General features: G+C 58.5%; 9 protein-coding genes. 8 read left to right on the top strand and 1 reads right to left on the bottom strand.

Annotation, left to right across the window (positions count from 1 at the left end; translation table 11 throughout):
- Positions 1-115 precede the first annotated feature (115 nt).
- From rpoB to ACR0NT_RS18570, 4 genes are all read left to right on the top strand, one after another.
- Positions 116-4,252, top strand: coding sequence for a DNA-directed RNA polymerase subunit beta (rpoB, locus tag ACR0NT_RS18585; protein ID WP_170446874.1), 4,137 nt, complete (start codon positions 116-118; stop codon positions 4,250-4,252).
- A gap of 50 nt (positions 4,253-4,302) precedes the next feature.
- Positions 4,303-8,544: a DNA-directed RNA polymerase subunit beta' gene (gene rpoC, locus ACR0NT_RS18580; RefSeq protein ID WP_170446871.1), complete on the top strand. Its 4,242-nt coding sequence runs from the start codon at positions 4,303-4,305 to the stop codon at positions 8,542-8,544.
- A 197-nt stretch (positions 8,545-8,741) separates the two neighbouring features.
- Complete coding sequence (locus tag ACR0NT_RS18575; RefSeq protein WP_170446869.1) at positions 8,742-9,494, top strand: hypothetical protein; 753 nt, start codon at positions 8,742-8,744, stop codon at positions 9,492-9,494.
- A 373-nt stretch (positions 9,495-9,867) separates the two neighbouring features.
- Positions 9,868-10,737, top strand: coding sequence for a DMT family transporter (locus ACR0NT_RS18570; RefSeq protein ID WP_170673273.1), 870 nt, complete (start codon positions 9,868-9,870; stop codon positions 10,735-10,737).
- Here ACR0NT_RS18570 and ACR0NT_RS18565 read toward each other — a convergent pair.
- The gene (locus tag ACR0NT_RS18565) at positions 10,722-11,528 is read right to left on the bottom strand and encodes a putative rhamnosyl transferase (protein WP_170673276.1); all 807 of its coding nucleotides are present in this window, start codon (positions 11,526-11,528) and stop codon (positions 10,722-10,724) included. The two genes, ACR0NT_RS18570 and ACR0NT_RS18565, sit on opposite strands and share 16 nt — an antisense overlap.
- Before the next feature lie 395 nt (positions 11,529-11,923).
- Here ACR0NT_RS18565 and rpsL point away from each other — a divergent pair, with 395 nt between their 5' ends.
- From rpsL to ACR0NT_RS18545, 4 genes are all read left to right on the top strand, one after another.
- The gene (gene rpsL, locus ACR0NT_RS18560; protein ID WP_005621086.1) at positions 11,924-12,295 is read left to right on the top strand and encodes a 30S ribosomal protein S12; all 372 of its coding nucleotides are present in this window, start codon (positions 11,924-11,926) and stop codon (positions 12,293-12,295) included.
- A 15-nt stretch (positions 12,296-12,310) separates the two neighbouring features.
- Positions 12,311-12,781, top strand: a complete 471-nt coding sequence (gene rpsG, locus ACR0NT_RS18555) for a 30S ribosomal protein S7 (RefSeq protein ID WP_170446863.1) — start codon at positions 12,311-12,313, stop codon at positions 12,779-12,781.
- An 18-nt stretch (positions 12,782-12,799) separates the two neighbouring features.
- Positions 12,800-14,917: an elongation factor G gene (fusA, locus tag ACR0NT_RS18550; protein ID WP_170446861.1), complete on the top strand. Its 2,118-nt coding sequence runs from the start codon at positions 12,800-12,802 to the stop codon at positions 14,915-14,917.
- 60 nt (positions 14,918-14,977) lie between these two features.
- Positions 14,978-15,080 (top strand): GTP-binding protein (locus ACR0NT_RS18545; RefSeq protein WP_377181647.1); only part of this gene is annotated, 103 nt, incomplete at its 3' end.

Here is a 15,080-nt window from a genome sequence, read left to right as displayed (position 1 = left end):
GCTGCCTTCGGGACGGTGGCCATGAATTGATCCGGACGTGTCGTCTCGAATGTGCAAGATGCCGGGGCCCGACGGTGTCTTTGCCCGCTGAGAACATCGAAAGGTGACATCTGACATGGCTCAAACGTTCCTTGGCCAGAAACGTCTTCGTAAATATTACGGCAAAATCCGCGAAGTTTTGGAAATGCCGAACCTCATTGAGGTGCAGAAATCTTCTTATGATCTTTTCCTGCGCTCCGGCGATGCAGAGCAGCCCACAGACGGCGAAGGCATCAAAGGTGTGTTCCAGTCGGTTTTCCCGATCAAGGATTTTAACGAAACCTCCGTTCTGGAGTTCGTGAAATACGATCTGGAAAAACCTAAATATGACGTCGAAGAGTGCATGCAGCGCGACATGACCTACAGCGCACCGCTGAAGGTCACTCTGCGCCTGATCGTGTTTGATGTCGATGAAGACACCGGCGCCAAATCGGTCAAGGACATCAAGGAACAGGACGTGTTCATGGGCGACATGCCCCTGATGACACCGAACGGCACGTTCATCGTGAACGGTACCGAGCGTGTGATCGTGTCCCAGATGCACCGTTCGCCCGGTGTGTTCTTTGACCACGACAAGGGCAAGACCCATTCTTCGGGCAAGCTGCTGTTTGCCTGCCGCATCATCCCGTATCGCGGCAGCTGGCTGGACTTTGAGTTCGACGCCAAGGACATCGTGTTCGCCCGTATCGACCGTCGCCGCAAGCTGCCTGTGACCACCCTGCTGTATGCGCTGGGCCTGGATCAGGAAGCGATCATGGACGCGTATTACAACACCGTGTCCTACAAGCTGGACAAGAAGAAGGGCTGGATCACGCCGTTCTTCCCCGAACGTGTCCGCGGTACCCGTCCGACCTATGACCTGATCGACGCCAAATCCGGTGAAGTGATTGCCGAAGCGGGCAAGAAAGTCACCCCGCGCGCGGTCAAGAAGCTGATCGACGAAGGCAAAGTTACCGACCTGCTGGTTCCGTTCGATCACATCGTTGGCAAATACGTCGCCAAGGATGTCATCAATGAAGAAAACGGCGCGATCTATGTCGAAGCCGGTGATGAGCTGACCCTGGAATACGACAAGGACGGCGACCTGATCGGCGGCACCGTCAAGGAACTGATCGATGCGGGCATCACCGACATCCCGGTTCTGGACATCGACAACGTCAACGTTGGCCCCTACATGCGCAACACAATGGCTCAGGACAAGAACCTGAACCGTGAAAGCGCGCTGATGGACATCTACCGCGTCATGCGCCCGGGCGAGCCGCCCACCGTCGAGGCTGCGTCGGCCCTGTTCGACACGCTGTTCTTCGACAGCGAGCGTTATGACCTGTCCGCCGTTGGCCGTGTGAAGATGAACATGCGTCTGGCTCTGGACGCGCCGGACACTCTGCGCACCCTGCGCCGCGAAGACATCGTGGCCTGCATCAAGGCGCTGGTGGAACTGCGTGATGGCAAAGGCGACGTGGACGATATCGACCACCTCGGCAACCGTCGTGTGCGTTCGGTCGGCGAACTGATGGAAAACCAGTACCGCGTCGGTCTGCTGCGCATGGAGCGCGCGATCAAAGAGCGTATGTCGTCGGTCGAGATCGACACTGTCATGCCGCAGGACCTGATTAACGCGAAACCGGCGGCCGCTGCGGTTCGTGAATTCTTCGGCAGCTCGCAGCTGTCGCAGTTCATGGACCAGACCAACCCGCTGTCGGAAGTTACTCACAAACGCCGCCTCTCGGCGCTTGGCCCGGGTGGTCTGACACGTGAGCGTGCGGGCTTTGAGGTTCGCGACGTACACCCGACCCACTATGGCCGGATGTGCCCGATTGAAACGCCCGAAGGTCCGAACATTGGTCTGATCAACTCGCTGGCAACCTTTGCCCGCGTGAACAAGTATGGCTTCATTGAAACACCGTATCGCGTCGTCAAAGACGCCGAGGTGACCGATGAGGTTCACTACATGTCCGCGACCGAGGAAATGCGTCACACCGTGGCGCAGGCGAACGCGACTCTGGACGCTGATGGCAAGTTCATCAACGATCTGGTGTCGACCCGTCAGGCCGGTGACTACACCCTCGCCCCGCGCGAGAATGTGGACCTGATCGACGTGTCGCCGAAACAGCTGGTTTCGGTCGCTGCATCGCTCATCCCGTTCCTTGAAAATGACGACGCCAACCGCGCTCTGATGGGCTCGAACATGCAACGTCAGGCGGTTCCGCTGCTGCGCGCCGAAGCGCCGCTGGTCGGTACCGGGATCGAGGAAAAGGTTGCGATCGACTCAGGCGCTGCGATTCAGGCGAAACGCGCTGGTATCATCGACCAGGTCGATGCCCAGCGTATTGTTATCCGCGCCACTGAAGATCTGGAACTGGGCGACGCTGGCGTTGACATCTATCGTCTACGCAAATTCCAGCGTTCGAACCAGAACACCTGCATCAACCAGCGTCCGCTGATCAAGGTGGGTGACACCGTCCAGAAGGGCGAGGTCATTGCCGACGGTCCGTCGACCGATATGGGTGAGCTGGCCCTTGGCAAGAACGTGGTCGTCGCGTTCATGCCGTGGAACGGTTACAACTACGAAGACTCGATCCTGATCTCGGAACGTATCGCGCGTGACGACGTCTTTACCTCGGTCCATATCGAGGAATTCGAAGTCGCCGCCCGTGACACCAAGCTGGGTCCGGAAGAGATCACCCGCGATATTCCGAACGTCGGTGAAGAAGCGCTGCGCAACCTCGACGAGGCGGGCATCGTTTACATCGGCGCGGATGTTGAGCCGGGCGATATTCTGGTCGGCAAGATCACTCCGAAGGGCGAAAGCCCGATGACCCCGGAAGAAAAGCTGCTGCGCGCCATCTTTGGTGAAAAAGCATCTGACGTGCGCGACACCTCGCTGCGCGTGAAGCCGGGCGATTACGGTACGGTCGTGGAAGTCCGCGTCTTCAACCGTCACGGCGTCGAGAAAGACGAGCGTGCGCTGCAGATCGAGCGTGAGGAAGTCGAACGTCTGGCCCGTGACCGGGACGACGAACTGGCGATCCTGGACCGCAACATCTATGCGCGTCTGCAGGGCCTGATCCTGGGTAAAACCGCTGTCAAAGGCCCGAAAGGCGTCAAGGCAGGGTCGGTGATCACCGAGGACCTGCTGGACACCCTGACCCGTGGTCAGTGGTGGCAGCTGGCGCTGGAAGGTGAGCAGGACGCACAGATCGTAGAGGCTCTGAACGAGCAGTACGAAGTGCAAAAGCGCGCTCTGGACGCCCGTTTCGAAGACAAGGTCGAGAAAGTTCGCCGTGGCGACGACCTGCCGCCGGGTGTGATGAAGATGGTCAAAGTCTTCATCGCCGTTAAGCGCAAGCTGCAGCCGGGCGACAAGATGGCCGGTCGTCACGGGAACAAAGGTGTGATCTCCAAGGTTGTTCCGATGGAAGACATGCCGTTCCTGGCCGATGGTACGCCGGTTGACTTCTGTCTGAACCCGCTGGGTGTGCCGTCGCGTATGAACGTTGGTCAGATCCTTGAAACCCACATGGGTTGGGCCGCGCGCGGTCTGGGTCTGAACATCGATGATGCTCTGGGTGAATACCGCCGGTCCGGCGACCTGACCCCGGTTCGCGAGGCGATGAAACTGGCCTATGGCGAAAATGTCTACGAAGAAGGCATTGTCGACATGGACGAGGATGGCCTGATCGAGGCTGCGGGCAACGTGACCCGCGGTGTTCCGATCGCAACCCCGGTCTTTGACGGTGCCAAAGAGGCTGACGTCAACGACGCGCTGGTGCGTGCGGGCTTCTCGGAAAGCGGTCAGTCGGTTTTGTTCGACGGTCGTACGGGTGAGCAATTTGCACGCCCCGTAACCGTGGGCATCAAGTACCTGCTGAAACTGCACCACTTGGTGGATGACAAAATCCACGCGCGTTCGACCGGGCCGTACAGCCTGGTTACCCAGCAGCCGCTGGGAGGTAAGGCGCAGTTCGGTGGTCAGCGCTTTGGTGAGATGGAGGTCTGGGCTCTGGAAGCTTACGGCGCCGCCTACACCCTGCAGGAGATGCTTACCGTGAAATCGGATGACGTCGCCGGCCGGACCAAGGTCTATGAGTCGATCGTCAAGGGCGAGGATAACTTTGAAGCGGGCGTACCGGAATCGTTCAACGTTCTGGTGAAAGAAGTCCGTGGCCTCGGCCTGAATATGGAACTCCTGGATGCGGAGGTTGAGGAGTAAGGGCGCTGCCCTTTCTCCCGTCCCCCCTTCCGCAAGATTTGAGGTAACAAATGAACCAGGAAATCACCAACAACCCGTTCAACCCGCTGACGCCCCCGAAGGTTTTCGACGAGATCAAGGTCTCGCTGGCGTCGCCCGAGCGGATCCTGTCTTGGTCCTATGGCGAGATCAAGAAACCCGAAACCATCAACTACCGGACGTTCAAGCCCGAGCGTGACGGCCTGTTCTGCGCGCGTATCTTTGGCCCGATCAAAGATTACGAATGTCTGTGCGGCAAATATAAGCGGATGAAGTATCGCGGCGTTGTCTGCGAGAAATGCGGTGTCGAAGTCACCCTGCAGAAAGTCCGCCGCGAGCGTATGGGCCATATCGAACTGGCCGCGCCTGTTGCACACATCTGGTTCCTGAAATCGCTGCCGTCCCGCATCGGTCTGATGCTGGACATGACGCTGCGCGATCTGGAACGCGTTCTGTACTTTGAAAACTATGTTGTCATCGAGCCCGGTCTGACCGACCTGACCTACGGCCAGATGCTGACCGAAGAAGAGTACATGGATGCGCAGGATGCCTATGGCATGGACGCGTTCACCGCGAATATCGGTGCTGAAGCCATCCGCGAGATGCTGGCCCAGATCGATCTGGAAGCCGAAGCCGAGCAGCTGCGCGCCGATCTGGCCGAAGCAACCGGCGAACTGAAGCCCAAGAAGATCATCAAGCGTCTGAAGGTTGTTGAATCCTTCCTCGAGTCGGGCAACCGGCCCGAGTGGATGGTGATGACCGTGATCCCGGTCATCCCGCCGGAACTGCGTCCGCTGGTTCCGCTGGATGGTGGTCGCTTTGCGACGTCGGATCTGAACGATCTGTATCGCCGTGTCATCAACCGGAACAACCGTCTGAAGCGTCTGATCGAGCTGCGCGCGCCTGACATCATCGTCCGCAACGAAAAGCGGATGCTGCAGGAATCCGTGGATGCTCTGTTCGACAACGGCCGTCGTGGCCGCGTGATCACCGGTGCCAACAAGCGTCCGCTGAAATCGCTGTCGGACATGCTGAAAGGTAAGCAAGGCCGCTTCCGTCAGAACCTTCTGGGTAAGCGCGTCGACTTCTCGGGTCGTTCGGTCATCGTGACCGGCCCGGAACTCAAGCTGCACCAGTGTGGCCTGCCCAAGAAGATGGCGCTGGAGCTGTTCAAGCCGTTCATCTACTCGCGTCTTGAAGCCAAGGGTCTGTCTTCGACCGTGAAACAGGCGAAGAAACTGGTCGAGAAAGAACGTCCCGAAGTGTGGGATATCCTCGACGAGGTGATCCGCGAACACCCTGTCATGCTGAACCGTGCGCCGACGCTGCACCGTCTTGGCATTCAGGCGTTCGAGCCGGTCCTGATCGAAGGTAAAGCCATCCAGCTGCACCCGCTGGTCTGTTCGGCCTTTAACGCCGACTTCGACGGTGACCAGATGGCCGTTCACGTGCCGCTGAGCCTTGAGGCGCAGCTGGAAGCGCGTGTTCTGATGATGTCGACGAACAACGTTCTGTCGCCCGCAAACGGCGCGCCGATCATCGTTCCGTCGCAGGATATGATCCTCGGTCTGTACTACGTGACCCTGGAACGTGAGGGCATGCCGGGCGAAGGCAAAGTGTTTGGTTCGATCGAAGAAGTTCAGCACGCGCTGGACGCGGGTGAAGTGCATCTGCACACCAAGATCACCGCGCGGATCACGCAGATCGACGATGAAGGCAACGAAGTTCAGAAGCGTTATGAAACCACTCCGGGCCGTCTGCGCCTGGGTGCGCTGCTGCCGATGAACAACAAGGCGCCGTTCGAACTGGTCAACCGTCTGCTGCGGAAGAAAGAAGTGCAGCAGGTGATCGACACCGTCTACCGCTACTGCGGTCAGAAAGAGTCGGTTATCTTCTGTGACCAGATCATGTCGATGGGCTTCAAAGAAGCGTTCAAGGCGGGCATCTCGTTCGGTAAGGACGACATGGTCATCCCGGACGACAAGTGGGGCATCGTTGATGACACCCGCGGTCAGGTGAAAGACTTTGAACAACAGTACATGGACGGCCTGATCACTCAGGGCGAAAAGTACAACAAGGTTGTTGATGCATGGTCGAAATGTAACGACCGCGTCACCGAGGCGATGATGTCGACGATTTCGTCGTCGGATCGGGCAAAGGATGGGTCTGAGCAGGAACCGAACTCGGTCTACATGATGGCCCACTCGGGCGCGCGTGGCTCGGTCACTCAGATGAAACAGCTGGGCGGTATGCGTGGCCTGATGGCCAAGCCGAACGGTGACATCATCGAGACGCCGATCATCTCGAACTTCAAGGAAGGCCTGACCGTTCTTGAATACTTCAACTCGACCCACGGTGCCCGTAAGGGTCTGTCGGATACCGCTCTGAAGACGGCGAACTCGGGTTACCTGACCCGTCGTCTGGTGGACGTGGCACAGGACTGCATCGTTCGTGAGATCGACTGTGGCACCGAGCGTGCGATTACTGCCGAAGCCGCCGTGAACGACGGTGAGGTTGTCGCCTCGCTGGCCGAACGTGTGCTGGGCCGTGTCGCGGCTGACGACGTTCTGCGTCCGGGTACGGATGAGGTTCTGGTGGCCGCTGGTCAGCTGATCGACGAACGTATGGCTGACACCATCGATGAGGCTGCTGTTGCCTCGATGCGCATCCGCTCGCCTCTGACCTGTGAGTCCGAGGAAGGCGTCTGCGCCACCTGCTACGGTCGTGACCTTGCGCGCGGTACCATGGTGAACACGGGTGAGGCTGTCGGCATCATCGCCGCGCAGTCGATCGGTGAACCCGGTACACAGCTGACCATGCGGACCTTCCACATCGGTGGTGTTGCGCAAGGTGGTCAGCAGTCGTTCCAGGAAGCCAGCCAGGACGGTGTCGTTTCCTTCGAGAACCCGCAGATTCTGGTCAATGCGGCAGGCGAAAGCCTGGTCATGGGCCGGAACATGAAGCTGGTGATCAAGGACGAGCATGGCGAAGAGCGTGCCAGCCACAAGCTGGGCTATGGCTCCAAGCTGTTCGTCAAGGACGGCACCAAAGTGGCCCGTGGCGACAAGCTGTTCGAATGGGACCCGTACACTCTGCCGATCATCGCCGAAAAAGCCGGTACTGCGAAATATGTTGACCTTGTTTCGGGCCTGGCTGTCCGTGACGAGACTGACGAAGCCACCGGTATGACCCAGAAGATCGTGATCGACTGGCGCGCCGCCCCCAAAGGCAGCGACCTCAAGCCCGAGATCATTCTGGTCGGTGAAGATGGCGAGCCGGTCCGCAACGATGCGGGCAACCCGGTTCACTATCCGATGTCGGTGGACGCGATCCTGTCGGTCGAAGATGGCCAGACCATCAAGGCCGGTGACGTTGTCGCGCGTATCCCGCGTGAAGGCGCCAAGACCAAGGACATCACCGGTGGTCTGCCGCGTGTGGCCGAACTGTTCGAAGCGCGTCGTCCGAAAGATCACGCGATCATCGCAGAAGCCGATGGTTACGTGCGCTTTGGCCGCGACTACAAGAACAAGCGCCGCATCAGCATCGAACCGGCTGACGAGTCCATGGAGACCATCGAGTACATGGTGCCCAAGGGCAAGCACATCCCGGTCGCCGAAGGGGACTTCATCCAGAAGGGTGAATATCTGATGGACGGTAACCCGGCTCCGCATGACATCCTGTCCATCATGGGTGTCGAAGCGCTGGCGGATTACATGATCGACGAGGTGCAGGACGTCTACCGCTTGCAGGGTGTGAAGATCAACGACAAGCACATCGAGGTCATCGTGCGCCAGATGCTGCAGAAGTGGGAGATCCTGGATTCAGGCGACACCACCCTGCTGAAAGGCGAGCATGTCGACAAGCAAGAGTTCGACGCGGCCAACGAGAAGACCATCTCGCGCGGCGGCCGTCCGGCTCAGGGCGAGCCGATCCTTCTGGGGATCACCAAAGCCTCGCTGCAGACGCGTTCGTTCATCTCGGCGGCGTCGTTCCAGGAAACCACCCGCGTGCTGACCGAAGCCTCGGTTCAGGGCAAGAAGGACAAGCTGGTGGGCCTGAAAGAGAACGTCATCGTCGGCCGCCTGATCCCGGCCGGTACCGGTGGTGCGACCCAGGCCGTGCGCCAGGTTGCCCAGTCGCGCGACAACGTCGTGATCGAAGCCCGCCGGGAAGAGGCCGAAGCCGCCGCTGCCCTGGCTGCGCCGATGGTCGAAGACGACATGGTCGGCGACGAACTGGACGTTCTGGTGGAGACCCCGGAAAGCCGCGAGTAAGCGCTTTGGCATAATTTCAGGAAAGGCCCTGCGGAAACGCGGGGCCTTTTTTTGATCAAGGTTCAGACTGATGCCGGCTTGAAGTAAAAGCTCCCAACAAAATTTGCGCGGCACAAGACGACCGCTGTAGAGTGTTGCAAAGCCCGAGTGAGTTTTGCCACCCGTTTCAGTTGATTTTATGCTCTGTTTGGAAACCGATGCGTCTAATTCTCTGCAATTCTCATATCGAACTAGCTGAACTTCCTGATCTTCCAGATGAAACATTCGTTTTTCTTTGCTTTGAGGATTTCTCTGTAGGTCCTCTTGCCGAATGGAAGGACCCGGAGAAATTTCAGGAAGAGCGCGCAGAATTTTGGGACAATACTCCGTCACTTGATCTGCCGGATGGTAGCAAAATGGACTATTTTGTCTGGCTTCAGATTTTACCGAGATATGATCTTGTCGAACTCCATCAAAAAGGGGTTGACCTTAGTATGGTGCCGGAGCCGTATGAGTTTGATGATCTAGCTCATCAGGCATCGACCATCGAAGTTTGGGGCGATTTTTCAGCGCGGGAATGTATTTGGCGGTGGTATCTTTCTGCGTTGCTTCCACGCATTGGGGTTGACCAGAACCGTGTTTCGTTCCGCTTTTTCCCGAAAGGCATGCGCAATAAAGAAGGTCAAGATTATTGGTCCGATTTGCTGCTGAACGCTGAAAGCACACGCATACCAGCCGTCCGGCTATCACCGTCCGAATGGTGTAAGATGCAGCGGTATTGGGAGGCCGTGGTGAAGCTGCCAAATTCGCCTGATCCAGTTGATCCGGAATGTGCATGCTCACACATTGCACGCTTTCAATGTTCTCGCGGCACGCTATCCAGATTCTGTGACGGGCCTCACAAATTTGCAGACGCGGTTACTGAGAGCAGCCAAAACAGACTGGGCAAAAATGGCGCGTGTAGTTGGTGACGCCATGGTGGCGGGCTGGGGGCAAAACGATCCTGTCGGGGATGCGGTTTTACAGGCTGAGTTGGTGGCAATGTCGTAGATGTCCCCACCTTTGATTGAGATTGAAGGCTCGGGCCATATGCGTTTCTGCCAGGTGCGGTTGGCTCCGCAAGGTGCGAAGAAGCGACGCATTTTGAAAACGGACGTTGGTAAGGAATAGTTTCGCAGAGATAGAGACTTCGAGCCATACGTGCCCGTTCATCGCGTTCGGCCCGCATTTTTATGAGCTTTGGGCTGCAGGCGGCAATTGCCGCCCAGAACTTTCCCGATGAGTTGACAGCCTCGTGGTCAACAGGGCCAATAGTCAAGCTATTTTGGACTGGACGTTATTGAAATGACCCCAAACGTAAAAGGCGCGCTGCTTATGATGGGCAGCATGGCGGCCTTTACCTTCAATGATGCGCTGATCAAGGCCGCCGGGGCGGAGGTGCCATTGTTCCAGATGGTGGCCATGCGTGGGGTTCTGGCGACGGTTCTGGTGTACCTGCTGGCGCGGCATTTAGGGGCGCTGCATCTGAACTTTCCGCGTCATGACAAGTGGCTGGTGGCGGCTCGGTGTGTGGCTGAGCTGTCGGCTACGTTCTTTTTTCTGACCGCGCTGCTGCATATGCCTTTGGCCAATGTGACGGCCGTTCTGCAAGCCTTGCCGCTGACGGTGACCCTCGGCGCGGTGGTGTTCTTCGGTGAACAGATCGGCTGGCGGCGGGTTCTGGCCATTGTGCTGGGGTTCCTCGGAATGCTGCTGATCGTACGACCGGGCCCCGAGGGGTTCAGCATCTATGCCATCTACGCGCTGATCGCCGTTGTGTCGGTCACGATCCGCGATCTGATCACGCGGCGCATGTCGATCCATGTGCCCTCGTTGGCCGTTACATTGGCGACCTCGTTCACCATCACCGTTGCGGCCGGGTGCGCATCGCTCGCGTCAGGCTGGCAGCCGGTCCCGACGGGCGCCGGGCTGATGGTTGCCTGTGCCGCGGTGTTCGTGCTGACCGGTTACCTGTGCAGCGTCATGGTGATGCGCGTTGGAGACGTCGGATTTGTCGCGCCGTTCCGCTATTCCAGCCTGATCTGGGCGCTGGCCCTGGGCTGGCTGGTGTTCGGAGACTGGCCGGATGCGGTCACTTTGTTCGGGGCAGCGTTGGTGGTGGGGGCCGGACTATTCACGCTGTTCCGCGAGCGGCACTCTCACGCCACAGAATGAGCCCGCCGGACTGCGTCCTGCTCGATAGCATAGCGGGCGATGAATTCGCCCTCCTGCTCGGGTGTCAGCGGGGACAATTCTGTGGTGCTGTTGCGGGCATGGGGTGAATCGTTGAACTGGTTCAGCGTACGCACCCACATTGGCGCGTCCGGATAGCTGATCACCGGCATGAAGTTCCCGATGCGATGATGGGCGAAATTCATGATCGTCTGCTCGCAGCCGCCGCGCACATGCATGGCGAACCCAACGCCCAGCAGAGGGCGAAACACTTGTGCGGCCCGAATGCCATCCGGGCCGAAACGGGCCAGGAACCCTTGATTATAGTCGATGGCGACGGTTTTGTTGTTCGCCATTAGAGCTTCACCCTCGACCGCGGCGATGCGCAGGCGTTCGACGAAATCCACCGAGACGGCGTCGTCATCGTCGTGACGGAACTGCAGGCACGGCGCGCTGGGGTTGTCGCGCGCCGCGTTCAGGATCTGTTTCATCACTTTACGGTGCCGGACGGGTTCGCGCGCGATGATCCGGACCTGTTTCATGCCAGAAGTCAGATCGTGCAGTCGGTCAAAGGCAGGTTTCGGCAGACACTCCCCGATCACGATCAGGAACTGAAAATCCTCATCGGTCTGTTCCTTGAAACAGGGCAGGGTGGTGGTTTCGAACAGGCGGAACCGCTCTTCCAGACGGGCCGGGTTGTAGAGATACCGCCGGCGTTCCTCGATCGTGTCATGTTCGACCTGAAAGCCGCCAAGGGCGGGGTAGGAAAAGCGGCAGAGGCCTATGACTTGCATGAATCATCCGTGGTGCAGACCGTTGAGCTGACTATGCCTGCGCGCTGGGAAACCCGCAACGCGCAACGGGCTAGAAAACGCATGACCGGGCAGGTAAGTGGGGGTGCGACTAGCGTGACTTCCTGACAAGGAGTTACTGTTGACACTTGGCCCGACTCCCCCTATTACGCGCGTCATCTCGGTACCGGGGGCCGCCCCATAACCGATTTCAGTAATGAACTGGTCAAGGCCCGGACACTTTTATCGTTCGCGCCCTCTGATAACAAACCGCGACGTTCACCTCGGAATGGGAACGCTCGCGGGTTTTGCGCTTGTGGACGCATGAGTGCAGCGAATTTAACCGCACGCAACCCGCGTGCATGTCATGTGTGTTGCAAAACGGGGAAGAAACCGGAATGCCAACTATTCAACAGCTGATCCGCAAACCGCGGCAGCCCAAAGTAAAACGCTCGAAGTCCATGCACCTGGAGCAGTGCCCGCAGAAACGCGGCGTCTGCACCCGCGTGTACACCACCACACCGAAGAAACCGAACTCGGCGATGCGTAAGGTTGCCAAAGTGCGCCTGACCAACGGGTTCGAGGTCATCTCGTACATCCCCGGTGAAAGCCACAACCTGCAGGAACACTCGGTTGTTCTGATCCGTGGCGGCCGTGTGAAAGACCTTCCCGGTGTGCGTTACCACATCCTGCGCGGTGTTCTGGATACTCAGGGCGTCAAAGATCGTAAGCAACGCCGTTCGAAATACGGCGCGAAGCGTCCCAAGTAAGAAGGAGAGGCTGATATGTCACGTCGTCACGCCGCCGAAAAACGCGAAGTCCTGCCTGACGCCAAATTTGGCGACAAGGTTCTGACCAAATTCATGAACAACCTGATGATCGACGGCAAGAAGTCGGTCGCAGAGCGCATCGTTTACAACGCCTTTGACCGCGTTGAGACCAAGATCAAGCGCGCCCCGGTCGAAGTGTTCCACGAAGCGCTCGACAACATCAAACCGTCGGTCGAGGTTCGCTCGCGCCGGGTTGGTGGTGCAACCTATCAGGTTCCGGTCGAGGTTCGCCCCGAACGCCGCGAAGCACTGGCCATCCGCTGGCTGATCACTGCTGCGCGCGGCCGCAACGAAAACACCATGGAAGAACGCCTCGCCGGTGAACTGCTGGACGCTGTACAGTCCCGCGGTACCGCCGTGAAGAAGCGCGAAGACACCCACAAGATGGCCGAGGCGAACAAAGCCTTCAGCCACTATCGCTGGTAATTCAGAGGCTTATCAAAAATGGCACGCGAATATCCGCTCGAACTTTACCGTAACTTCGGTATCATGGCGCACATCGACGCAGGTAAGACCACCTGCTCGGAGCGTATCCTGTATTACACTGGTAAATCCCACAACATCGGTGAGGTGCACGATGGTGCAGCCACCATGGACTGGATGGAGCAGGAGCAGGAACGCGGCATCACCATCACTTCGGCTGCGACCACCACTTTCTGGGAACGCACCGAGGACGGTCAGACCGCCGAAACTCCCAAGCACCGCCTGAACATCATCGACACCCCCGGCCACGTTGACTTCACCATCGAAGTCGAACGCTCGCTGGCGGTTCTCGACGGTGCCGTCTGCGTTCTGGACGCAAACGCCGGTGTTGAGCCCCAGACCGAAACCGTGTGGCGTCAGGCTGACCGCTACAAGGTTCCGCGTATGGTTTTCGTCAACAAGATGGACAAGATCGGCGCAGACTTCTTCAATTGCGTTCGCATGATCGAAGACCGCACCGGCGCACGCGCTGTTCCGGTTGGTATTCCGATCGGCGCCGAGACCGAGCTGGAAGGTCTGGTCGACCTGGTCACCATGGAAGAGTGGCTGTGGCAGGGCGAAGATCTGGGCGCAAGCTGGATCAAAGCTCCGATCCGCGACAGCCTGAAAGACATGGCTGACGAATGGCGCGGCAAGATGATCGAAGCGGCCGTCGAAATGGACGACGACGCGATGATGGAATACCTGGAAGGCAATGAGCCCGACGTTCCGACCCTGCGCAAACTGCTGCGCAAAGGTACGCTGGAAATCGCGTTCGTTCCGGTTCTGGGTGGTTCGGCGTTCAAGAACAAAGGCGTTCAGCCGCTGCTCAACGCTGTGATCGACTATCTGCCCAGCCCGCTGGACGTTGTCGACTACATGGGCTTCAAGCCCGGCGACGAGGACGAAGTTCGTGACATCGCCCGTCGTGCAGACGACGACATGGCCTTCTCGGGTCTGGCGTTCAAAATCATGAACGACCCCTTCGTTGGTTCGCTGACCTTCACCCGGATCTACTCGGGCACCATGAACAAAGGTGACTCGATCCTGAACTCGACCAAAGGCAAGAAAGAGCGCATCGGTCGTATGATGATGATGCACTCGAACAACCGGGAAGAGATCGAAGAAGCGTTTGCAGGCGACATCATCGCGCTGGCGGGTCTGAAAGACACCACCACCGGTGACACCCTGTGTGACGCGAAGGATCCGGTGGTTCTGGAAACCATGACCTTCCCCGATCCGGTGATCGAGATCGCGGTTGAGCCCAAAACCAAGGGCGACCAAGAGAAGATGTCCCAGGGTCTGGCCCGTCTGGCCGCCGAAGACCCGTCCTTCCGCGTGGAAACCGACCTGGAATCGGGTCAGACCATCATGAAGGGCATGGGCGAACTTCACCTGGACATCCTGGTTGACCGTCTGAAGCGCGAGTTCAAGGTTGAAGCGAACATCGGTGCACCGCAGGTGGCCTATCGTGAAACCATCTCGATGCCGGTCGAGCACACCTACACCCACAAGAAACAGTCGGGTGGTTCGGGTCAGTTCGCGGAAGTCAAGCTGGAGATCCAGCCGACCGAAGCGGGCGAAGGCTATTCGTTCGAAAGCCGCATCGTTGGTGGTGCCGTTCCGAAGGAATACATCCCGGGTGTTGAAAAAGGCATCAACTCGGTCATGGATAGCGGCCCGCTGGCTGGCTTCCCAGTGATCGACTTCAAGGTTGCCCTGCTGGACGGTAAGTTCCACGACGTTGACTCGAGCGTGCTGGCGTTCGAAATTGCATCGCGGATGTGTATGCGTGAAGGCATGCGCAAAGCAGGCGCGAAACTGCTGGAACCGATCATGAAGGTCGAAGTGATCACCCCGGAAGAATACACCGGCGGTATCATCGGCGACCTGACCTCGCGTCGGGGCCAGGTGTCGGGCCAAGAGCCGCGCGGCAACGCCATCGCGATCGATGCGAACGTTCCGCTGGCGAACATGTTCGGCTACATCAACACTCTGCGTTCGATGTCGTCGGGCCGTGCCCAGTTCACCATGCAGTTCTCGCACTACGATCCGGTTCCGCAGAACATCTCGGACGAGATTCAGGCGAAATACGCATAAGCGAAGATTTGAGGGAGCTCCGGTCTGGGGCTCCCTTCATTACCGACAAAGGAGGCCATCATGGCAAAGGAAAAGTTTGAGCGTACAAAACCGCACGTCAACATCGGCACGATTGGCCACGTTGACCATGGTAAAACGACGCTGACCGCAGCGATCACCAAGT

This window comes from Ruegeria sp. AB10 (assembly GCF_056542745.1).
This window is presented reverse-complemented; position numbering and strand designations above follow the sequence as displayed.